11 protein-coding genes are annotated in these 24,536 nt (G+C 38.8%); 8 read left to right on the top strand and 3 right to left on the bottom strand.

Going from position 1 to position 24,536, the window contains the following annotated elements:
• The first annotated feature begins 44 nt into the window (after positions 1 to 44).
• The 6 genes from HWV03_RS11880 (at position 45) to HWV03_RS11855 (ending at position 10,319) form a co-directional block, all read left to right on the top strand.
• Entirely contained in the window at positions 45 to 3,038 is a 2,994-nt protein-coding gene (locus HWV03_RS11880) for a toxin VasX (protein ID WP_211676099.1), read from the top strand.
• Between the two features lie 13 nt (positions 3,039 to 3,051).
• Positions 3,052 to 4,011: a hypothetical protein gene (locus HWV03_RS11875; protein WP_211676098.1), complete on the top strand. Its 960-nt coding sequence runs from the start codon at positions 3,052 to 3,054 to the stop codon at positions 4,009 to 4,011.
• 31 nt (positions 4,012 to 4,042) lie between these two features.
• Positions 4,043 to 4,954 carry a hypothetical protein gene (locus tag HWV03_RS11870; protein ID WP_211676097.1) on the top strand — a complete coding sequence of 304 codons (912 nt, stop codon included), beginning with the start codon at positions 4,043 to 4,045 and terminating at the stop codon, positions 4,952 to 4,954.
• A 144-nt stretch (positions 4,955 to 5,098) separates the two neighbouring features.
• Complete coding sequence (locus HWV03_RS11865) at positions 5,099 to 6,031, top strand: hypothetical protein (RefSeq protein WP_211676096.1); 933 nt, start codon at positions 5,099 to 5,101, stop codon at positions 6,029 to 6,031.
• A gap of 21 nt (positions 6,032 to 6,052) precedes the next feature.
• Positions 6,053 to 9,595, top strand: a complete 3,543-nt coding sequence (locus tag HWV03_RS11860) for a toxin VasX (RefSeq protein ID WP_211676095.1) — start codon at positions 6,053 to 6,055, stop codon at positions 9,593 to 9,595.
• A complete protein-coding gene (locus tag HWV03_RS11855; protein ID WP_211676094.1) occupies positions 9,588 to 10,319 on the top strand; it encodes a hypothetical protein in 732 nt (243 codons plus the stop codon). The genes HWV03_RS11860 and HWV03_RS11855 overlap by 8 nt, the downstream gene beginning before the upstream one ends.
• A gap of 164 nt (positions 10,320 to 10,483) precedes the next feature.
• Here HWV03_RS11855 and HWV03_RS11850 read toward each other — a convergent pair whose 3' ends face one another.
• The 3 genes from HWV03_RS11850 to HWV03_RS11840 all read right to left on the bottom strand — a co-directional run bounded on the left by HWV03_RS11850 (position 10,484) and on the right by HWV03_RS11840 (position 20,852).
• Complete coding sequence (locus HWV03_RS11850; RefSeq protein ID WP_211676093.1) at positions 10,484 to 11,386, bottom strand: S1/P1 nuclease; 903 nt, start codon at positions 11,384 to 11,386, stop codon at positions 10,484 to 10,486.
• A gap of 259 nt (positions 11,387 to 11,645) precedes the next feature.
• Positions 11,646 to 20,126 (bottom strand): RHS repeat-associated core domain-containing protein, encoded by an 8,481-nt coding sequence (locus HWV03_RS11845; protein WP_211676092.1) that lies wholly within the window; start codon positions 20,124 to 20,126, stop codon positions 11,646 to 11,648.
• Between the two features lie 411 nt (positions 20,127 to 20,537).
• Positions 20,538 to 20,852: a hypothetical protein gene (locus tag HWV03_RS11840; RefSeq protein ID WP_211676091.1), complete on the bottom strand. Its 315-nt coding sequence runs from the start codon at positions 20,850 to 20,852 to the stop codon at positions 20,538 to 20,540.
• Between the two features lie 354 nt (positions 20,853 to 21,206).
• Here HWV03_RS11840 and tssH point away from each other — a divergent pair, with 354 nt between their 5' ends.
• Together tssH and HWV03_RS11830 are read left to right on the top strand one after the other, a co-directional pair.
• A complete protein-coding gene (gene tssH, locus HWV03_RS11835) occupies positions 21,207 to 23,804 on the top strand; it encodes a type VI secretion system ATPase TssH (RefSeq protein WP_211676090.1) in 2,598 nt (865 codons plus the stop codon).
• 235 nt (positions 23,805 to 24,039) lie between these two features.
• On the top strand, positions 24,040 to 24,519 hold the full coding sequence (locus HWV03_RS11830) for an Hcp family type VI secretion system effector (protein ID WP_211676089.1): 480 nt from the start codon (positions 24,040 to 24,042) through the stop codon (positions 24,517 to 24,519).
• Positions 24,520 to 24,536 lie beyond the last annotated feature (17 nt).

Genomic DNA, 24,536 nt, shown 5'->3' with positions numbered 1-24,536 from the left:
TGGCTGTAAAAACATTAGGCTGTAAATAGAAAAATGGATTTTATATGACTCAGCAAACTATCGCCGCTCCTGTGGCGAAAAACGACATTAATAAATTTATCATAGATACAAAGGTAACGCCGATTTACCCTGTTCGTTATGCGTATGCTAACTTTTTTGAGGAAGAGTTGGTTGGGGCTTCTGAACCACCGGCGTTATCGACATTACTTGACCTTGATGCGACAGATAACAATGGATACATCAGAGAAAGTAAGGGTTACTTAATTAGACTATTACGTGAAGGCTGGGTATATCTTCGTGAAGAAGACGACGAAGCTAATGGGTATTTACATATTTTTAAATATGAAAAACTTCAGAATGAAGGTCAAATAGTCGAACACTTCACGAAGTATCTGTTTAAAAATAAAGCGAATGCGCAAGATGGACTGATTTTAGACGAATCGAAAAAGGATAAGTCATACCCGTTTGTGTTTGTACGTAAAGGTATTAAAGAGATCAGTATCATTTATACAGCACATGAGCTACATCCAAATGTTATTGATAATTTGAATCGTAACGTTGATGAACGCAAGTTAGCAATGCAGCGAGTAGATCTAATTGCTGAATCTCATGAACATGCTGTCAAAGCCAATCCAGATAATTTCAAGAAGTTAATTGAAGACTATAAATCCAGACAAGATCGATTCTTACGATTAAAGGAAACAGATAATCCTGATATACAAGATCTTAACTTAGATGTTTTAACCACTGAATCATCGTATGAATTAGTGGCCGAACAGATCGCTGCAAAGTTACAACGTAAAATCGCATATGGTGAAACTGCACGTATTATAGTGCTACACGATCCTGTTGGACGACAAATTGAAATAGCCGAAGCACATGCGAAACTATCTATTTGGGAGAAAAATTTTTCAGCGTCTAATATTTATCCTTACACCATTGGTAGTATTGTTAATGACTTAAATAAAACTAAAGATGCCGATATGCGGAAGATCCTTGATGAGTCAATAGCTTGGGATAAGCATGAAAAACATTGGGGAGAAATGAATGAGCAATATTCTAAGTTTAAACAGAGACAAGATCAGTACTCTGCACTATATCTCGATTTTATGTGTGGTTCGGAACTCACAGTCGGCTCACTGAGCATGTATTTTCAACAATTCTTTTGGTCAGAACCGTTATCTGCAAACGATACTGAAGCTGAATTAATCAAACTGTGTACCGTCGGTGCTGAAATGTTTATGGGTATTGTTTCTTCTGCACCGGGTAAAGCAGCAATGGAATCGATCATTACTGATGCAGTTGATAATAAGAATAACAATGCTTATTCAATAAAAATTGCTGTTATGGTTAAATTGTTGACTACGCCCGGTGTTGAATTTTCAACGCATGCTGTCCAGTCTGTTGATAAGTTTTTTGCTGGTTTAGGTTCGCTATGGGGGGAAATGCTCTCCTATTCAGATTATTCAATACAACTATCTAAAAGACAATTTAATAGATTAAATGTAAAAGCACTTACCTATACCGTAGAAGAAGTTGTGCCGCATTTATTGAAAGTGTTTGGTGTAAAAATTGATCGCCATAAAAAAGTGCGTATTTCCGATGATGCCTTGGCAAAAGTCTTTGCTAAGGCACTTTCAGGTAAATTAAATTCAGATGCTAAAGCACAGGCTGAAGTCAGTCGTAATGAAAGGGCTAATTCACGCGGGAATAGACTTTTTGCGACATCTAAAAAATTAAAAGAGATGTCCTCATTTTATTACTCTCTTGCAAACATTACGGTAGATAAAACAGCTGCACACCATTATAAAACCGTTATTGCGGGGGATATAGCCGCTGATGCGAGTGTTACTGGTAATCATAAAGGCAAGGCGGTGCTTTTTTTAGATACGACATTTTCGGGTTTATCGGCCTTTATTAACGTACAAACTCTTTTTGATATAGCAAACGAATCTAAATATGCGAATGCAGACCCACTTAAACAAGCTGCAATAAATAATTCTGCTGTGAGCTTGATAAGCAGTGCATCTTCTTTAGCCGTTGATACTGTAACCCTTGCAAATACGGTTACTCAAGGTGCGGCGATGATCAGCAAACATGCTCCTAAAATTGCGAATATGTCAAAAGTAATGATCCCTGCATTAACTGCACGTGCAGGAAGTGTTGGAACGCTGTTAGCTGGCAAACTGGTGGGTAGTGCTGTTGCACTTGCAAATCTAACCGCGTCTGTTGCTGCGGTCTATAGCGGTATGCGTGCCTATGAATTAGGTCATACTGAAGAGGCCACTGGACATTATCTTTCTGCTTTTGGTTCTGGTGTGTTATTCGGACAGGCTGCAGTTGCCGCGGGACTGTATTTAACTACTGGGGCCACGATTCCAACACCCGTTACATGGGCAGTTGCTGTCGTTGGCTTAGTGGCTATTGGTGCGGGTGTTGTTATCACAATGGTTTACGGTAAAACTAGATTGGAGTTGTTGCTTGAGAGTTGTTTTTGGGGGGCAGGTAAAAAACATTTATTTTGGGATGATGAAAAACGTGGTGATATTGATGACGTTTTGGAATTATCATCTCAAATCAAAAAGAATGAAGTAATCCAGTCAGCTTTTCAAAAAGAATTACAAGAGTTTATGAATTTGTTTTATATGCCTAAATTAGATATGCAACAAACCTATAATGGTAAAGGTGCAGCACGCACGGTTAAATATAAGTTCTCACTACCGAGTTTCCAAGTGGGTCAATCAGATTTACGATTTGATTTCTTCAGTACAGATTGGTTGGACTATATTGTGGATAATAAATTAAATAGTGATTTTCAAACAGCTTTTGATGCTTATTTAGCTAATGCGGCCGATCACCTTTATAACAAAGGTAATCTTGAATTTGAAATAACGATGCTGGTTCCAAATAGTAGTCATATTAAATGGTCTTACGAATGGCAACCTAATATTACCGTGCCAACTCGATTTTTGACCGAAGATGGGATAATAATGGGTAAAACCTCTGATTTTGGTATGCGTAATGACGATGTTATTTAAGGAAAAATAATAGATGAAAAAGTTTAAATGGGTTGAACATCCTATTCCTCTTTTGTTTAAGCGTGATGAATTGTTGGAGTATGAACTTGATGAAAATAGTAAAGCACCTAGACCGATAATCTCTATTAGTAATGATTTTTTAGTATTAAGTAATAGCTTTGTTATTATTCGGAATTTATTTTTAATTCCAGCGTTATTATCGGTTCTATATCTGTGTGCGACAGAGGTGCAAGATGTATATAAAAGCTGGAAAGCATCAGAGCAAAGTACATTGAATTTTATTGAATTCAGAAAAAAGACCTATGGAAATGATTATTTTGAAACATTAGCTCTGAATAAGAAGCACCGAGACATAATCTTATATAAATACAATCGACTTGATGAAAACAATAAACTAACTTTCGATCAATTTTTAATAGACAGATATGGTGATAAATTATATGAATTTGGTGATTGGAGTCGCCGTCATGACCGAAACAGCATCATTTTCTTCGGAACAACCATCCCACTATTACTCATTTGGATTATAGGCTTTAAACGTCGTGCTCCTTTGATTTTTGACCGTAAACGTCGCCTTCTTTATACATGGAGTAAAGGCAAGGTTGTAGCACAGCGTTATGACAATCTACGTGCTTTGGAAACTCCGTCTTTCTTAGCTATCATGCTAAGAGCTACTGTAAAAAAAGGTAAATTAGGTTGGGGTCGATTCTCTGTCACGCCGCAGGGTAATACTATCTATAACAGTAAAGATTCTTATCAACAGATCCTTGCTTACATCGTACAGTTTATGGAATACGGACGCGAACACGTGATGCCTGAACAAACAGAGTGGCAGGGGCGTAAAGGGTGGTTCTTATTTGAAGATAAAAAGCCCGATGACTTTGAAGAACAGCTTTCGGCATTGTTAGTGAGAATTGATGCTGCGACAGACGAAGTTGAGTTTGATGAACATGGGCAGCTTATTGAGTCTTAATAACATTAATTATTAGTGTAAAAGGATTTACATGGGTGTATTTATAAAAGATCTATCAAAACTGGCTCTGCCAATGCGACATGATGAAATTTTGAATGTTGAGTGTAAAGCTACAAATTGGCCTCCGCAGCCAGTTATTGAGATTGACCAACGCTTTTGTTTTTTAAATAATACAACTGGCGTACAACGTAACTTGTTCCTTATTCCTTGGTTATGCGCACTTATCTTGCTATGTGGTATATATAGTTATGATTTTGTTGATGGATGGGGGAAATCAGAGCGTTCTGCAATACGCTATATTGAAGCTGTTAATGAAAACCACGGTATTGATTATTTTAGCATTACAACAAATAAAGTTGATTTATATGCAATTAAAAGAATAAATGAAGAAGGTGTTATGACCATAAATCAATATATTAATGATCGCTATCATTATTATGTTGGTGGCGAAAGGATGCTCCATACGGATGTATTCATATTAATCATCGCTTTTATTGCTATCCCAGGACTATTGTATTGGATTATTACTTTTCCTCGTTATGCGCCCCTTATATTCGATCGTCAACGACGATTAGTTTATTCATGGCGAAAAGGGGTTATTACCGTCGCACGCTATGACGATCTACGAATCTATGAAAATAGCACCGCATTAATGTTTTTGTTACGCAGTGAAACGAAAACAGAGTCTGCTGGTTACTTTAAATTTTCGGTACAGCCATCAGGTAATCCAATCATTAATAGCAAAAAATCTTATAAAGAAATTCTTGTTTATGTGGCTCATTTTATGGAGCACGGACTTGAATCTGTGTTAACTGAGCAGGAGTTTTGGGAAGGTAATAAGGGTTCATTTTTATTTGAAGATAAAAAGCCTGAGAATTTTGATGAGCGATTAGCTGCTTTGTTGGTGATAATTGATGAACATGGACAGCTTATTGAGTCTTAATACAGAAACATCATACTAGCCCTCAGTCCTTGGTTTAGTTAAGGTATTAATTTAACGAAGAAACATAGGGCTGATAGTTAAACAGATGTAAGATGCAAAGGAATAGCATCATCGTACTTCAATTTTCGCTAAACGGATTTGGCAATGTCTTATAAATTAATATTATTAAGTGAATTAAAACCCACAGATCTTAAAATGGTATTAAGGCCGTATGTTGCTATTGATATTATCCGCGAATGTCACCTTAATCACACTCAAATTTGGGATCTTGATTGGCATAATGATCATGCTGATTTCATGGCCTCACCAGCAGATAAATATACTCGTGTAATTGATAAACTCCTTCTCGGCCATATTGTTTTACTGCAATGGCCACAAGCACAGTTTGATGGTGTTATTAACGATAGCGGAAATGTACACCAATCTATGACAATGGGTATTGGTAATGAAGTATTGGTGAGTAAAGTTAGGACACTTCAAGCGTCAATAACAAAACAAGAAAGCCATTCACCAGCTTCCGAAAGTAAACCATTATCAAAGCCTATTATTGCGCCAGTTAACACTACTACCGCGCCTGCTCGAGCCATTCAAGATGCGGCTGTCGACGGCCCATTCGAAATAGAAGTTGAATTATTGGATGAAACTGACACCCCGATAGCGAATGCAGAATATATTTTAAAATTGGCGACGGATGAAGAGCGAACCGGACAATTAGACGGAAATGGTTATAAATTATTTTCCGGCGCTGAATATAAAAGCTCGCAGATCCATTTCCCACAATACGAAGGCTATGATTGGGAAAGAGGGGCAGCTTCGCAAAGAAATCAACAGGTAAGTAGTAGTACCCAGAAAAAGGCCATTGACCTGGTTCAGGCTGATAAGCCTGTTTTGTTAGAATTTAAATTGCTAGACCATGATGATGTACCGATGGCAAATGCCGCGTATTTAGTCACACTGGCATCTGGAGATGAAGTTAATGGACAATTAGATACTGACGGTTACGTGAAACTTTGTGGTGTCGAATATAAGAATGCAAAAATTTGTTTTCCAGAGTTTGATAGCGGAGATTGGTCATAATGACAACGTTAGGGATTGATAATGTCAGATAAATCTAGTGTATATACAGTTGTAAGTGGTGATAACCTTACTCTCATTGCTCGTCGTTTTGGTTTTCGTAATTATCAGACCATATATGATCATGAGCTCAATAGCGAATTCAAAAAATCACGCCCAAATCCTAATATAATCCATCCTGGCGATGAGATAATTATTCCTAATAAAGTCATGAAAACTGTACCTGCGGCAGAAGGAAAAGTACAAGTTTATCGATTGGTTAAAGAAAAACAGATCCCTTCTTCAGGAGGCCAGCAGATCGGTATTTTACCTGTCCGGTATGCTTTTTCTGACAAAATGGCTGAATCACTCGATGAAGAGCGTGAGCAACTCGATAGCACCGGAACTAACTTAGAGTCAGGGCTGATGTCGAGTGGTATGCGTGATCACACTTTGCGTCAATTACGTGATGGTTGGCTATATGTGTATAACGACACAAAAAGTGAATTAGACGAATACCAAATAACAGGGTCAACGTATACCAAATATGAATGGGATACGATAGATCAACACGCGGCCAGTCAGGCTGGAGACGTAAAAAGTATTCTGTTATACAACACTAGCGATAAACTGACCATTGCGTTTGCACCATTGCGTTGGACAGACCGTGTTTGTGAACACATAAGTAATGATGCTGCTAGCCGTGATGCATGGATGCGACAGTTGAATGTGAGTGACTACAAAGTTGCACCGCACACAGCTAACATTACTAAACTAAGCGAATTAGTTGCAGATGTGGATATTGAAGGAGAGGAAACCTTTAATAATACCTGTACACCGCTATCTGATCCTGAGTTAGAGGGGAATAATGATGGTTTGGTTAGTCACAAGGCTGCAAGCACAGAGGCTGATCATACTGTCGACCTGCCAGAGAAAACAGCTGCTATTATTGTTGCGCTTGATGATTCCCTTGCCGATGTCAAAGATCTGTATATTGCTTTGGCACAACCTTACGCAAGGCACTCTCTGGTCATGGGGTCAACGGATGAAGAAGTTGCAGAGAATACCCGTAAATGGGAAATGGCGCAGTTTACGAAGAGCCTAGCGAGAGTACAGTTAAGTGGTGATGAATTACCATCAAAAATTAAAGATAACCCTAAACTAAAAAGTAAATTCAACATTGATTTTAATGAATACTTAAATCGGGTTGAAGTTAAGAATGCTTATTCACAAACATATGCTGCGACACAAGATATGCTCGGAACTGTAGGCCAAAAGTATGATGATAAAATTGCGGAATCTAAAAATAAATTATTAGCAAAATATAATTTTGAATCTACGGGAAAACAAGATCTTGATTTTATTGCACAGCAAAAAAGTAAGTATCAAGATGAAGTTAGGTGGGATGAATTAGATGCATTTTGTGATGATATTGAACCTAAGTTAAAAGCCAACTTACCGCTAATTAAACAGGCTCATCAAGATTTATTAGTAAGTTTGCAAGTTATTGGTATTGATGCAATGAAGCTTGGCTTTGATGTTGAAAATACTGAGAGCATGATCTATCTATTGAACCTTTCGAATGCGCTAACCTCAATGCTTATGCTTACCGTGTTCGATGAGGAAGAGGGAACGTGTCTCAAATCATTTTTAACTCAGCAATCCCCTGACAACCTGTTATCACTGACTACTTTCTGCTTTTCAACTGAGTATAAAAAAGAGTTTGAAGAACGAATGTCATTGTTCATTGAGCTAAAAACCGAAACGGATAAGGGTAATTTTGATTGGGCAACTGTTAGTAATGGTTCGCTATGGCTTTCACGATTAAGTGAGCTTGATACCTTCATGGGCTTTAACGTGGCAGGCGCACAGGGTTCTACATGGTATCCGTTGGTTCAAACTGCTGTACAACGTACATTCAGTGCCTTTAAAGACGCTGCAAAAGGCACTGCTAGTTCAGCGTGGGGAACGCTACAAAGCTCACTGTTTACTAATGCTCTACCATCGAATATATCAAATAATGTGAATAGTTCATTTGTTCACCATTTACGATTATCGTTATTAGCTGGTGCTATTGATGGGCAATCTATCATCTTAAATGAGCAATTTGATATTAAGATGAAACAATTTAATGCTGATCTTGATGCTATCGACAATCGGCTTAAACCACTTCTTAGAAGCAAAGCGAGCTTAAATTCAAATAAAAAGACCAGTGGTAAAGGGAACTCTTTCTACGCTAAAAAATTCAAGAAAGAAGCAATAGATATAGAAATTGAAAAGCTAGTTAATCAAAAGCAAATTCACATCGAAAATAAACCTGATTTGCTTGTTTTTGAAAATGAAAAGATGAAACAGATTGATGCTATATCTAGCCAAAGTACAGCAGAACTTGCTGGCACAGAAGTGGCAAAGCGAACACAGAAAGCGCAAGTTATATATGAAAAGTATGGTGTAACATCACCAGCATTAGCTATGTTGAATTTTGTTAACCTGCTGTATAAAGCTGAAGATTATGCAAATAACTATGATTATTTGGATGACAAACAGAAATCTAGAATTAATAAAGACCTTGCTTCCACTTTCTTTTGGACTGCCTCGTCTATCAGTGATGTGTTTAGAGGCGTGCATTGGGCGCAGGTTCAGAATCAGGGTGAAACACTATTAGCCCTATCGCTTCGGGAGGCAGTGTCTCATGACACATATGGTGCTTTGGTGAAACGGTTTAGTATCAGCATGGGAACTATGGCAGGTTTTGGCCTAGTAGCTGCAGGTGTTGAAGCCTGGATGACATGGGATGATATAGATGATGCAGGTAGTGAGCTTGAAGATTCGTTGTTACAAACAAAATTAGCAGCATTAAGTGTTCAGAGTGTTGTATTTGGTGTTCAAACTTATCGTTGGTTACTTTCACTATTAGGTAGGCGCGCATTAGGCACAATATTCCTTCCATGGATGACAGCTGCCTTAGCAATCTCAGGTATTGTATATCTTATTGTTTCTGTTTTGCTCAGTGCTATACAAAAGACCCCACTTGAGATTTGGGTTAATAAAAGTACGTGGGGACAAAGGCAAAACAAAGGTTGGACGGCTGAACACGAATTGCTTGAATATGACAAAATAATTCATCAACCCGTGGTTGAAATTACTACATTAGAAGAAACTGCAGCATCACAGCAATGGATGGATGAAGGACGTAAATCATATCAAAAAAATCTAACTATAACGATGCCTGGTATTTCAATTAATGATGAAGTCGATATTGCCATTTCCAAATGTTTAAATGTATCAACAACATTACGTATTCGTAACACGACTGAAGTACCTGCTTTAACTGCACCGCTTACATTAGATGAACTAAATCAAGGGAGGTGGACTGAGCGAGAAGGCTCATGGCAGTATAGTGTAGATATTGATGTTGAAGCAGATAGAGATAGCTTCAATGTAGATATTGTAGTCCCTGTTGGTGACTCGGAGATAAAGTACATAGCTAAAGGCACTGAAGGTTCTTTGGCTGTCATGGTGAAAGGGCAAGTAATCAGTGACAATCGTTCAAATTTATATACTAGCAGAGTAGGTCAGTATGAGTAAAACAGACGGAATAACGGAACAGACGATAAACGAGTTGCGTTGTGAAGAAGAGTGCAAATTACGTGATGTTTTAGATGCCAAATTATTAAAATCACCTGCTAGTTATGAGTGGGGGCTTAGATTAAAAGAGCCTTTACACGACAGGATTTTTGGAGCAATTTTAAGCATGATTGCTGGTGGTTTATTTATTTATATGGGGGTTTCTAAAGTATCCATAGGAACTATTATCTTCGGTATCATCTTCACTTTTATGTTGTTAGGTATGACGCGATATTTATTTAGCCCTGATAAGGATTTGCACTACAAGCTCACTCCTTTAGGTATCATTTATACTGAAAAAGACACCATCCCTGATGTAGCTTATACAATCATGCGTGGTTTTGCATGGTTCTCTGCGGTGGCCTGTTTGGCGACGGTTATATATGTTGGCCCACTTGCTTTTGTAGGTGCTGGTGGGATGGCGTTATTAGCAGTTAAATTTACTGGTTTTCATGCAGTGACGAAAACTGTTACGGTTCAATTTGCTAAAGATTATAAAATAAAGACGTTAAATAAAGCTGGTATTATGTGTTTGTGCAGTCAGCCCGTCGATATTTATTGTACTCGCCGAATCCATTACGAGCCGAATCAAGAAGCCGAGCTACTCGAAGCGTTATCACAATATATAAATATCGAGCAAGTAATAAAAGTGAAAGGGCATCGTGCGCTCGGGTATTATGATTGAATCTTAAGTTCATATATCTATGATTAAAGATTAGTTACTGAGATCTTGGATGCTGAATTATTAAAAACTCCTGTAAGTTATTAGTGTTAGATACTTGTTCCCAGAGACACAATTACAAAAAACGAGTCGAAAGTGACTCGCTTTAGGCGGTATCAGACCTGAGGTTACTTGGTTGGGTATGCCGAATTTATTTCATCAGCTAAACGATAACCAGCTTGAGATAAACGCTGTTTAACGTCTTTGGTGCCTTGCTTATAGTATGCAGTACTTGGTGTTGTGTTTTTCTTCACACTGTATCCGAAGTCTGCCATTTTATAGCTTTCTTGTATCCACTGATTGATATTACCAGTAGTACCTAGTTCAAACGACTTTTTAGGGTGCGTTTTCTGTAGTGTTACTGCCACACCATGGATATTATAAAGCGTGTCAAGGAAGCCCATACCACTGTCCCATAAATGGTGGAGATCGCGTTGTGGAATATTAAGCGTATATTTATTCGCACCTAGGTCACTATTACAGCTGTTAGCGGAAATGTCGCTGCTAATTGAGTGCATTGGTTGGTGTGAATCGCCAACAAGGTGGCTAATAAACATCATGCTTGCTGCTTGATGATTTACTTTGAAGCTTTCAAATAAGCTTTTAGATACGACTTCCACATTTGGAATGTGAATAAAATTACATTTACTACTTGCTGGATACGCTTGGTTAATATAATGCCAAGCACCCGTGGTTTTTTCATCCCACTGGTTTAACGATGCCGGTATTTGTTCGCCCATCGATTCCCAAATTTTTTCTGCTGGAACCTTACGAATTAAATCCGGTACCATAGCGAGTTTTGCAAATTGACTTGCACCTTCAAAAGTATCCATTTTATTTTTGATATCTTGAGGCATTGAGCGATATGCTTTTTCTGCTAACACGTCAACTTGTCCACGTGCTGTGTCAGATAGATTCTGGTAGGCAATTTCTGCAACGATTACATGTCCTTGGTAGTTCCATGCGTTTGCAGCCTGTGGGAGTAGGGCTAATAGTACAACAGATGATGCAATCAGATTTTTATTCTTCACGTTCGTCTCTATTTTATCGTTCAATAAGATAGGTTCCGATTAGGCATTTTTATGTGAGGTACGTCAAATAATATCTTGTAATCTTTTTTATCAAAGGCTGAATTTTGTTCCGTTTGGTCTTGAAGCAGGTCATTGATACTAATTCAGGAAGTATGAATGAGTGTCTATGATTGTTAAGGTGGGATAGGTATTAAAGCTCCGTCAAAGCACAAATTACATACTTTGACGGGCCATAATACCACTAATTTCTTAGTGGAATTTACGCAGGTTCACTTGGTGTCACCGCATTTGTAGTGTAGTAGTCAGTGGTTGACGTTAATGCCGTATTCAGTTTAGAGCGGCTAGTTAAAAATAAAGCACCCTTTAATACTTTCTGGTTTTTAGTAAATAATGAAGGTAGCGGCAATACAGTCATCTCTGAATAGATGTTAAGGGCTTCGCAGACTTGCCCAAGCGAGCGATAGTTGTAAGATAAACTTGACCGTAACGCGGTCAATTGTGCTATCGAACCTCCATGCCCAACAAGTCCGCCACCGACAGCGCCAACAACAGCGCCAATACTGGCACCCTGTAGTGCTGCATCCCCAATTGTCCCCGAATTCTTAACCCCAAATGCCTGATTATTTAGGAAGTTTAAGGTATTGCTACTCGCACTAAGCAAACTGGTGCTTGCCGAGCCGAAGGCTGCTCCGGCCACAACACCTGCAGCAGTAGAACCCGTCGCAGAAACAGCCGCAGAACCCGCTGCGAAAGCCCCAACACCTCCTGCTGCCGATGCTGCACCACCTACTGCCCCAATGGCTGTACCTGTGGCAATATAACCCACAAGATCCCACCCGGTTTTGTTCGCTTTTACACCTTGGTATGCTGCCGTTGCACCACCGATAGCGGCCCCAATTAACGCCCCTATAGCAAGAATCGCTAAAAATACTTCTTTACCGTTTGGATCGACAAATATGAGAGGGTTGTTGCCCGCGTATACGTAAGGTGAAAAGAACTCCATTTCAGGATCGATCATAATAAAACGGCCAATCATCGGGTCATATAATCGAGATTTATAATTATATAATCCAGTTTGTGGTTCATACTCCTGCCCAGTATAAAGATAATCAAACATAAACTGCGGTGATTTAATTATCTCTGGCGTACCATAAACATCATAGTTGTATTGGCCGACGACATTATTATGTTCATCTAGCAGCATACGTGTTGATCCTAAATGATCTTTGAGTGCGACGAAATACTGATTGTCATAATATATCACGGTACATCCTGGCAGATGTATGTAACGTTTTATTTTATTTTGACCATCAACTTTATCAATTTCAACAATAGGATTATTTGCTAAACCATGGATATAAGTACGCTGAAGCACTGAATCCTGATCTAATGTGACCTGTTTAATCACTCGCTGATTGTTGGCATTATAATGATAATCGACTTGATCATGAGTGTTGTTGCCTGGTAGTGAGATGGTATTTGTCAAACCATTACCACGACTATAAGCAAATTGCATTTGAGTACCGTTACCGTCTGTAATGGTATCAACCTCGCCATTTTCAGTATAAGTTAGCGTTCTGTTGAACGTGTCGCCTTGGATGCTAGTGAGACGATTACTATCTGTTTTAGTCGTGTAACTGTGAATGGCATCATTGATTGCATGGCTCTCGAAATTACCGTTAGCATCCATACTCCATTGATCCGTTGTACTGCTGTTTTTTGCACTCTCTATTCGGTTAAGGTAATCGACAGTAAAACAGCGATCATCATCCTGTTGTACTCCCTTTTTATATTGCACACTCTGCTTGGCAATAGCGCCGGTGTAATAACCGTCGCCATCACAGCCTGCTTCAGTGTATTGTAATGTCTGATCTATACAATCATCGTTAATATTCGATATCCAACCCGTCGGTAAGTAAGAAAAATCACGAGTCGCCATTGCTGTATTATTTACAGGGAGTAGGCCAACTTGTGCTAAATCACCTTCCTGCGTGTAACTATAATTCGCTAATCGGCGTGATTCTGACTGTGGCGTTTTACTATCAACTCTAATCAGTTGCCCCAGTGGGTTGTAAGTGTGAGCGACGGTTAGATTAGTCACACTATCTGTGGTGGTTAACAAGCAACCCGCTGAGTTATAAGTATAATCTATAACATAAGTGCAGTTCTCTGGTTCGGTAAGTATTTGCTGGCATTGAGTGGCATTACCCATTCGATTATAATTATAACTTTCATAAATATCACCCCTGAATGTGTCTCTGTTGTTGCTAATTGTTTTCCACAACTTATCAAGCATATTAGTCATGCGGCCATCATCACCAAACCAATGTTTCCTACCATCACCATCAAACCAATGCTTGGTGCAGGTGGCAACATCTTCGGATGTATCTCTGTTATTGCTAACGGCCTGCCACAACATACCAATCATATTAACGGTGTCATCATTGCCATCAAACAAATATTTACTACACCAAGTATCCTCAATAAGAGGCAATTGAGGCGAATTGTTTGCTCTTTCCTGTAAAAGCTCTTCATCCCAGCTAGACTCATCACTGCCTTTTTCTATGATCCTTTGTTGCTGGTCATATTTGAAATAGTTAAGATAGTTTTTTTCTGCCGCTGTGGCACTTTGTATAAATCGCAATTGGTCGAGATGATCATAAATATATAAGCTTTTCCCGACATCAGGGCTAAAGCTACTGATTTGCCGTCCTAAGAAGTCATAACAATAGGTCGAAGCTAGAGTCGGCATAACCTCAGTGTTATGAGCTGAAGCTCGTTCAGCATAATACTTGGGTGGTAAGCTTGCTATAACTTGGGATTTACGGTCATAAGCCCAACTATATTTTATATCAGCAGTCGCGTCAGGATTTTGTTGTATCACACCGAGGTATGAAGGTTCCTGTTCACTGTCTTGATTTTTTTGGTTCTTCTTATGATTAAGCACATCCACATAACGGGTTGTATTATTGCCATCAGGATCTGTCGTTTTGGTTATAAAATACTGACCAATTGGTAGTGGATAGAAAAATCCTGGATCATTCTTATTATTTCCATACTCCATTGTCGTTATATGATTATTACCCGTATTGGTAATAGCAAAACCTTTACCCGGTTTACCGAGTTGAACAGGGCGTTGGATTGGCGAAGGCTCAAATACAGTACGACTAAAAGGATAACCTTCGGCATCACTATGATATTTGACTACGTCACCAGTGATAGGACTACCTAGCCAAATTGAATCGTTACAACCGCCATTTGTTACATAATCAGTATGATAGGAAAATGGATTGACAACATCTTTACTGGTAACTCGCGAAGGTTTCACCATGATTGCAGCTCTACCAATATTGTCATATAAGGTTGCAGTTAAGATCACTGAATCGCTAGATTCCATCTGAATCGTTTGTCGTTCTTTGCTTAAACCATCTTTATAAGACAAACTTAAGGCGATGTTTTCACACACCTGAATAGCAGAAAAACTGCCCGGTTTTTGCATTCCCAGCAAGACTTGGTTTTGCTGTAATCCACTGGATTGATAATTGAATAAACAAATACCATTGGCGTAGAATAATACTCGGTCATCAAACACGGTTAACAGCCATTGTGCTTGAAAATCCACATCCTCAACGGTTTGTAATTCTGTCAATGTACCCGCGTTATCTTCAACTAATAACCATTTGCTGCTATTCCATATAACGTATATTTTACCCGTGCCTAATGAAACGGTATTGCTGCTATCGCTATTCACAATGACATTGACAGCAAGACTATCGGCTGCAAAATCCTTTCGTTGTATCTGTGCACCTAATGTTGCTGAGTTTGTATTCTGCAGTTGTAACTTACGCTTAGTGACCTGCCAGTCATCGACACCACAGTTAACAAAAGTATAATCTTGTAACGCGTCAATATTGAATTGGTCATAAAACCCCATATCCTGAGCATCGATTACGAGGTCAAAATTAGGTGTATGGATGGGAAAGTCTATGTCGTCGTCAATTTCTGTGATTTGACGTGCCATAAAGTCGGCATTAATATTTAAGGTATTTTGATCAACACCAGTATGGGAAATAGCATTGTAGCAAAGATCGTAAAACGTTTTTTCACATCGTCCATTCGCTGTGAGTTTCGCCGTAGGTAAAAGCAGGTTTAAATCATAAACATCTGCTTTAACATCGCTGTTTAGCGGCATCCACAATAATGAATCAATCCGTATAAAGGTGTCGGCAGCATTGAAATCGGTGCGAATATCAAGTTGTATTTCACTGCCACTTAAACTAGAGTCATCAGGGTTAACCACCCATTGCACATACTGCCATTTTCCGTCAGGTACAATATTGATAGATTTACTTACTTGATTTGAACTCGCATCACTTAGCGCCATCGTCATTTGATAGGTACTCGCTGATGGTGTTGTTTTAAACCAACCGGAGAAAACATAATCTTGCGTTAATGCACTAAGGGTAATCGTTTTTCTCAATATTCCAGAACTGGTTAGATTAAAACTATTAAAACCACTAAAGGAGTCAGTCGTGATAATGCCATTATTTTCGCTAACAGGCGTACCTTGTCCTTGTGTAAAAACCCATTGTGTAGTCTGGTAGTCTTCAAAGCTATCGTAGCTCACACCATTTTCTTCAATACCTGCATTGTTGAATGAAGCAAGGCTAAAGCGTTGATCATCATCATAAATAATAGTACTTTTTACTTGGTTAGCATTGCTTTGTTCAACAATACCACCCATTGCGTTACGGGAAAGTATATTATTTGTTTTTAACCATTTGTCATCAGATTGGGGTTCATCCCAGTATGGAAAATTACCCACATTATCTTGAGTCGCGACATAAGTGGCATTCTCTGCCCAATATTGATTATCATCGCATTGCCATTGTTTCCAAGTGTATGCATTCGCTGACAGTAGTTCAAAATCGTGTGCTACAGCGTCTTTGGCCTGTACCTGAGTTTGTACAACGGGCTTAAGCAAATTCTGTTGCCACATGCCGACGTATTTTTCATAAGCATAATCGGTTAGGGTTTGCTGAGTTAACTCTTCACCTGTACTTGAAAAATAATTGAACGATGTTTTTTTAGGATTACCAGAAGCCAAAGCATATTCAATCCGATTAATAGTCGCAACGCCGTCCTGCATTGATGCTGATTGGTATATTTGTGGTATGCCACCATATAATGCCCGTAATTTAGAATCTAACGCATCTATAGCGATTTTTGTTTGTACCCGCCAACTCGATATATCTGAACTAATCAGGGTACCAGAGGCATTATATTGTTGTTTAGACCACAGTTGGCCGTCTAGCATTGTATAGTGCTGATTGGCTATATCATTATCAACGGGATGAAGGAATTCATCTTTGCCCTGAGGTAATCCATTGAAAAATTTAGACACGATGTAACCATTTTGCTGATCATTACTTTTTAAACAGCCGCTGTATTCAGTGACGGTTTGGAATTTAATAATCGTGCCTGTGGCATCTTGTGCGGCCGATTGATCGCTGTACTGGTAGCATTTATTTTGCGTATCATAGCCGGTTTCGATTTTAATATTATCAACCACATAGGCCGAGATTGGTTTTTGTGTCGATTCATTGGCATAACGGTGTAATGTGATTTGTTTAGACGCGTTAGGATTAGCCTTTATAGCATATGTGACAAATCCCATCGGAATAGCAGGTAATTTACCATTCAGTGACTGTTGATAGTGATATTGTTTATCCAACAGGGTAGTCACTTGTTGTTTTTCAAATTGTTCGAGTACCGGGTGACCGTCACTACCGCGGATGAAATCACCATTACGCAGAAACGCAATATAAGTTGCAGTCGGCAGACCTTCCTCATCCACTGTCATAAACGCAATAAAATAAGGCGCTTGATTAATAATAGTACTGGTATTAATCGTCAATCCTTGTAATGCAGGCAATTGACTAAAATCAGTTAATAGAAAATCTTCATTGATTATATTTTGGTCTTTTGGATCTTTCCATTCATTATATACGCCACGGTTATAAACTTTACTACCATAAGTACAGTAGGTGGATGTTAACGAAGGGTAAGCTTTATTTTGCCTTAATGACTCTGACTCATGCTCACTATCTTCCAATACTATTGACTGCCAAGCTGCGGTAGTATCATTCTTATTTAGGTAACTTAATTCAACGAAAATCCCGGAATCAGTATTTTCTGATTTTAAAATACTGTCTGCAGTATATTCATACCAGTAATATTGAACACTAGGATTGCTAAATTGACTATCAAATTTAATATCGACATATTTGTGTTGCCATTTTATGCCATCAAAGTAATAAACGTTTGGACCCGATCCAACCAAGGTATTATCTACAACCTGAGGGCCTAGGGCCCCTTGTATAGGTGCTGGTATGCTGGTGAAATTATTGAGACAAACATTATCGATTTTAGCCAAAGCTAGCTGTTTAAAATCTTCATCCCAAGTTAAAATTTGCAGTGCGTAGTTAAATGTCGTCATATTTGAATTACCAATATAATCGGTGATATAAGACATTGCTGCAAAACTTTCGGCAGGGGCAAAGTTAAAATAGGAGGTGTTTCTAGAAGATGGAATAGAAATAGCGCTAGTATCTAATGTTCCACCTCGATGCCAGTCAAGCGTTTCATCATCCTTAAGACTTGAAGACTGGTAGTCAATAACCAATTTACTTGACGGTGGTTCCTGGGTCTGATCATGGCATAAAATGACATAATAGTTACTCGATGCTGTCGTGTAATACTCAACCTGACTTGCCGTACTACCTTCCGGACACAGTTGTGGGTCATCTGTTAAGCTGCTCACCTCCCAACTTTGATTATTTCGGTTCCACCCGTAACGATCAATGACCTTATCTTCATTATTATCGACACCATTGACAATAAAGAAGTCATCGCCATTCGATATATGTAAAGTCTCAGAACCATACTCGTGGCTTTGATATTCATTTTCTTGTTGTTGAATTTCCCAATTACCTTGACGTAAATGAGAGCGGTTAAATAAATACACGCTATTAACATACGATTGACTCATTGCCATTAAGAAGCTGTTATCGCTAGTGGCAATTTGTAGTTTATCAATATCGATGCTTTCATCAAAAATAAACCATTGCTCAGTACTTTGATACCAGGTTCCTAACCAGGTGAAAACATTAACCATCAAGCGGCTTTCGTCTTCACTATACCAAGCACTTACAATATAATTTTCACCAAACCAGACTCTGGGTTTATCTTCTTTATCTGCACCAAAAGGGTTATCAATGGATTTGTTTCGTGCGCCTTGCTGCTCGTTTTCAGCGCCATCACCGACCATAATCTCTTTATAGTTGGCGGTAAATTTTCCTCCTTCAGGGTAAAGTATCTCGGTTAATACACCACGGTTTTGATTCGTATCTTTGGTAAAATTATAAGTGAACTGAATACCAGGCTTAGTGACATCTTGTTGGAAATATTGCTTAATACCTTTTAAATAACGCTTGTAACAGGCTCCATAAGCAAGTTTGGCCAGAGGTTTCGCATTACTTGAAGGCTCAGGCGTCAGATTTTGTAACTCATAATAGTCAAATACCACCCGACTGATGGTAGTTTGATTCGCATTAAACAAGCCTATTTCACTTAGAAATAAGGTATCGTATTGGCTCTGGAAAGCATCTGCAGTTTCAGCTGGCTGTGACGGATTTTTATGGGGATCTAGATATTCTTTAGGCGCAGTTAATTCACTATTATCATACACTTTATTGTCATAAATATATTGTAGTGACCAGCCAAGATCATTACTGATCTTTCGTACGTGGCACTCTTTAGTGTAGAAGAGAGAGTCCGCTCCGTTGCCCACTGTTTGTTTTTGGACTTGATAGTCATATAAATAATGGTTGCCATAAATGTTTTCTACTTTGGCTAAATTCCAAGCGGTAATCGTTTGTTCACCTTTTGCTTCACAAGTATCACCGACCCAGTTATTCCACTTAACCCCATATTGCAACGTATTGGCATTTTTCTCGACGAGGTTACTACCATAGGTACAGATAGTTCCATCTTCTTTGATTATTTCCCATCTTTGGTATTCCTGATAATAGCTGATTTGCCAATACTGGAAATTTTCTAGCTCAAAACTTTGGCCTGCGGTGGTTAATTCATATTGCCCATTGTCAGTAATGTGTAAGTTATAAACTCGCTCATTTCCATCGTCATAGAGTAAATAACTGCTATCGTCTTGTTGTTCAATACGAGTAGATGTTGATAACTTACGATTAAAATTTTGCCACTGCTCTTGAACAATGTTATCACTTGACCTATTTCGTAACAGGCTTTGCACTACATCAGATGTGAGTAATCCAATAGTCCAAGATCGGGGTATCGCTACCAGTTTTTGTGTCGCTCCTTCAGTGAGCATATAATAATTGTCATCTAGCTTTGAGCCACTACGTTTAGCCGATATAACGATCCGTTCATAAGGTATACTCCAGCCCATACCTACAATGCCAGTTGGTTTATCCTGATTCCATTTTTCTACAGAGAATTGCGCATTACTTTCGTACAGCATTGTGATTTTGCAATCGAGACCATTACTGCCTGGTAATGCTGTTACTTCAAGTGGGAAGCTAAGGTTACCTCGAAAAAGATTAACCATTTCGGATTTCCCAATATCATCACCACCAAATTGTTCGAGTGAAAGGCGTGGAATTGCGGATTCACTATTATGGGTTTGTTTTGCAGTCGTCATAATTACATACCTTTTATTAAATTTTTGTAATATATTTTTAACGGGCACTTTGTGTTGTTAAGTCGCCGGAATACAACAAAATTTCCGATAGTAAAGTTGCAGATAACAACAAAATTCTGTTCAATTTTGAGTCGTGATTGCTTAAATCCATTTGTTAATAAACGATTATCTTGGTGATAAACGGAATATAAGTCACGGTTGAATTTGTCGGGAATGTTTTTTCTATTGTGTCAGCCACTACATCAGCCATTAATGGTAAGCATTGAGCGCGATGACCAATACTTCAACTTCACCGTATAAAGCGCTAAAGTCGTTATTACCTTGATTGAGCTTTTGATGGTCCTAATTATTGATTTTTTTAATTTATTCGCGAGCCACTGGCTAATTACATTTAGCCAGTGGCAAGTATGTTTACTCTACTTCTGCGATGACTAAGACTTCAACTTCGCCGTATACAGCATTTTCGTCATCATTGCCTTGATTGAGCTGAACTGACACTGGTACTTTAACTTGAGTACCAGTAGCTTGAATCTCACAAGTACCCACTGAAGCTCCAATTCGTTCTACATAATAATCATTTTCATATCTTGCATGAAAGCTCTTAAGTGCAGCATGCGCTTCAACAACATGAGAGGGAAATTCGACCATAACTTCACCTTTTAATTGAAGTTCACCATCGTCAGCTTGTGTCATTACTACTTTGCCTATAGCACATTTTGTACGCATTTTTATTATTCCTATTGTTGGTTGATTGTCATGACAATAAGTCATGTATATTCTTAACTTTTAAGGGATTTTGCTTTCTTAAACCCCTCAATAAAGCTAACAGTCTATTTACTTTATGTAAACATAATTTACCATTATTTAACACTTTATTGGTATTTACTTAATGTGCATTGTGATGTTGGTATTTAATGGTGGGGTACTAAAGGGGGGCGGTTATGCCGCAGAGTCTTACAATGGCTAATACTTATTTTAAATAAACATTTTCAACCTTTTTTCATACCTCTAGTCGATTGTTGATTAGACCTAAAGTTCATACCATTGATGTGTTAATTTGATGGATTAAAAGGATTTTACATGTCAACGATGTCGTTAAAACACCTAGTGGATAAATTAAACCAAAGCGGGAAAAAGGCACTAGAAGGGGCTGCGGGACTTTGTCATTCACGCAGTCAATTTACGGTTGAGATAGAACACTGGCTATTACAGCTGGTCGAAAACAAACAAGATGATATAGGGATAATCTGTCAGCTGCAGGGCATCGATGTACAAGTGCTTATCAATGAACTTAATTTATCATTAGAACGCCAAAAAACCGGGAATAGCGCAGCGCCAAGCCTCTCTCCGCATATAATTACCTTGTTAAGGCAAGCTTGGTTAAATGCGACGATTGAGTTTGACGAACAGCAGATCCGTTCCGGTATTATTCTTTATACATTGCTTAGTGACGACAGTATTAATGCTATGTTGTCTCGTCATGTTCGCCAATTTGAACGATTATCAGCGGACTTAATTCGTGATAATTGGTCTATCATCACCGAAAAATCGACAGAGCAAAGTAGCCTTGTTGGTGTGTCTAATGCGGGCGTAGCAACAAACAGTAAAACACCATCGTTAGATCAATTTACGGTTGATTTAACGCAAAAAGCCCGTAGTGGCAAGATGGACCCTATTTTAGGGCGTGACCCAGAAATAAGACAAATGGTCGATATTCTTACCCGCCGACGTCAAAACAATCCAATATTAACCGGTGATGCCGGTGTTGGTAAAACCGCGGTTGTTGAAGGGCTTGCACAACGTATCGCAGCGAAAGATGTCCCAGAAAGTCTACAGCACGTGCAATTACGTGAACTTGATCTTGCGCTTTTGCAAGCGGGAGCAGGGATGAAAGGTGAGTTTGAAAACCGTCTTAAAGCGGTATTAAATGAAGTAAAACAATCTGCTAACCCAATTATTTTATTCATTGATGAAGCACATACCATGATTGGTGCTGGTGGCGCGGCAGGTCAAAATGACGCCGCAAATATACTCAAACCTGCGCTTGCTCGTGGTGAGTTACGTACTATCGCTGCAACAACTTGGGCTGAATACAAAAAGTATTTCGAAAAAGATCCGGCATTAACCCGTCGTTTTCAAGTTGTTAAGATCGAAGAGCCTTCTATTCCAACTGCAGTCACTATGTTACGCGGTATTTTACCTGTCATGGAGCAACACCATGATGTTGTTATCACTGCAGATGCCCTCCAAGCTGCAGTGGCTTTATCTAAACGTTATATAAACGGCCGTCAATTACCGGACAAAGCAGTGGCCTTATTGGATACCGCTTGTGCTCGCGTTGCAATTAGCCAGGCTGCAACACCGGGTTTAGTTGAAGATTTACAACGTCAGCAAGCGCAGCTTGAAGCTGAAATTAAACTGCTTGAGCGTGAGAAGTTATCTGGCGATGATCACAGTGACACAATTAGCATGTTACAAGCGAGGCTTACTGGCATACAAGATAACTTAGCTATTGAGAAACAAGCTTGGCAAGCGCAATCAGAATTAGTAAAAGCTATTCAACAACAAATTGCAGATATTCATGAAAATGGCGTAGAAGAAGAAAAATATACTCGACTTAAAGCGTTAAAAGCACAATTACACCAAGCTAAAAATACCATGGTCTACTGGCAGGTTGATGAACAAGTTATTTGTGAAGTCATTTCTGACTGGACAGGTATCCCATTAGGTAAAATGGCACAAGATGAACTGGAAACAGTGCTTAACCTCAGTGACGAAATGAAGTCACGTGTTATCGGTCAAGATCATGCGATTGATATGATTGCTAAAACAGTTCAAATCTCGCGTGCGCAACTCAGTGATGAAAGTAAACCCAATGGTATTTTCATGTTAACGGGTCCAAGTGGTGTCGGTAAAACGGAAACCGCGCTCACACTTGCCGAGCAGGTTTATGGCAGTGAAGAAAATATTATCACGATTAATATGTCCGAATATAAAGAAGAGCATAAAGTATCACTGCTTCTTGGTTCACCTCCCGGCTATGTTGGTTTTGGTGAGGGCGGCGTATTAACCGAAGCTGTTCGCCGTAATCCTTACAGTGTGGTGTTACTCGATGAAATGGATAAAGCAGCTCCTGGCGTGCAAGATATTTTTTATCAGATCTTTGACAAGGGCTGTGTTAAGGATGGTGAAGGGCGAGATATCGATTTTAAAAATACCATCATTATCATGACATCCAATGTAGGTACTGACACGATAACAGGCTTGTTTACCGATCCAGACACTGCCCCTGAGTTAGAAAGCTTGGCAGATTGTATTAAAGCAGATTTAACCGCGGTATTTAAACCCGCGTTCTTAGGACGTGCAAACATAATTCCGTTTGTGCCGTTAACGGATGACATGTTAAGTACGATTGCTCAATTACAAATAAATCGTTTGGCTGCGCGAATTCGTCGTAATCACAATGCTGATTTTACAGTTGATAATGAAGTAATTACTCAAATTGTCAGTCGTTGTCATGACGTGGCATCAGGTGCCCGTACAATCCATAACTATCTACAAAATACCTTGTTACCTGAAATATCAGTACAAGTATTGGAAGCAATGACTAAACAGGTTGAATTTAGTCAAATAAACGTTATTACGAATGAAGAAAAATTCATTATCACGCTCATTTAAAACGAAAAGTATGAGATAGAAAACCATTCTTTTTATTGGGTGAAAGCATACTTGGAAAACTTGTATTACAGAGTGGTAATTTAGATAATGTAATTAGCTGTTGAAGCGCAGATTTGTTTATTTATTATAGTGTTAAGTAAACTGACTGGTAATTTGAAATATATTTTAGAGATGGTTTTATTGATAAAACTATTGTAATGAAAAGCTTATTTAAGCAATTTAAAAGGATGATAAAATGCAAGCAAATACGTATTTAAATTATGAAGGGATTGCTGGTGAATCTACTGCTCAAGAATTCCCAGATTTAATCACAGTATTATCGTTAGACTTCGGTACAACCCGTGTACTAAGTTCTTATACTGGTACTGCGCAAGATCGTGAAGCAAGTTCTGCAAAGCTTAATGATGTAACGATTACAAAATTACAGGATAAAGCGTCACCTGAGCTATTTAAAGAATCGACAATTGGTAAAGGCAAAAGTGCAATCTTCCACATTACTAAGCAGGGTAAAGGTATCGAAGAGATCATGAAAATTGAACTTACAGATGCAATGATTAGCGGCTACCAAGTTTCTGTTCAAGGTGACCGTCCTTTAGAAACGATCACAATCAGTTATACAGAAATGATGATGACTGTAACGCCGACTGATGATCAGAATAATGTACAAGCACCACTTGTATATGGTTACAGCGGTGTAACTGGCCAACAAATGTAAGTTTGCTGGTTTCACAG

It is taken from the genome of Moritella sp. 36 (assembly GCF_018219415.1).
Lineage (GTDB): Bacteria > Pseudomonadota > Gammaproteobacteria > Enterobacterales > Moritellaceae > Moritella.
Note: the sequence above shows the minus strand (reverse complement) of the source record. Positions and strands in the feature narration are given on the sequence as shown.

Bases quoted from the DNA above. Each gene is read 5' to 3' on its own strand.
- HWV03_RS11880 (WP_211676099.1), top strand. From the start codon at position 45: ATGACTCAGCAAACTATCGCCGCTCCTGTGGCGAAAAACGACATTAAT.
- HWV03_RS11875 (WP_211676098.1), top strand. From the start codon at position 3,052: ATGAAAAAGTTTAAATGGGTTGAACATCCTATTCCTCTTTTGTTTAAG.
- HWV03_RS11870 (WP_211676097.1), top strand. From the start codon at position 4,043: ATGGGTGTATTTATAAAAGATCTATCAAAACTGGCTCTGCCAATGCGA.
- HWV03_RS11865 (WP_211676096.1), top strand. From the start codon at position 5,099: ATGTCTTATAAATTAATATTATTAAGTGAATTAAAACCCACAGATCTT.
- HWV03_RS11860 (WP_211676095.1), top strand. From the start codon at position 6,053: ATGTCAGATAAATCTAGTGTATATACAGTTGTAAGTGGTGATAACCTT.
- HWV03_RS11855 (WP_211676094.1), top strand. From the start codon at position 9,588: ATGAGTAAAACAGACGGAATAACGGAACAGACGATAAACGAGTTGCGT.
- HWV03_RS11845 (WP_211676092.1), bottom strand. From the start codon at position 20,126: ATGACGACTGCAAAACAAACCCATAATAGTGAATCCGCAATTCCACGC.
- HWV03_RS11840 (WP_211676091.1), bottom strand. From the start codon at position 20,852: ATGCGTACAAAATGTGCTATAGGCAAAGTAGTAATGACACAAGCTGAC.
- tssH (WP_211676090.1), top strand. From the start codon at position 21,207: ATGTCAACGATGTCGTTAAAACACCTAGTGGATAAATTAAACCAAAGC.
- HWV03_RS11830 (WP_211676089.1), top strand. From the start codon at position 24,040: ATGCAAGCAAATACGTATTTAAATTATGAAGGGATTGCTGGTGAATCT.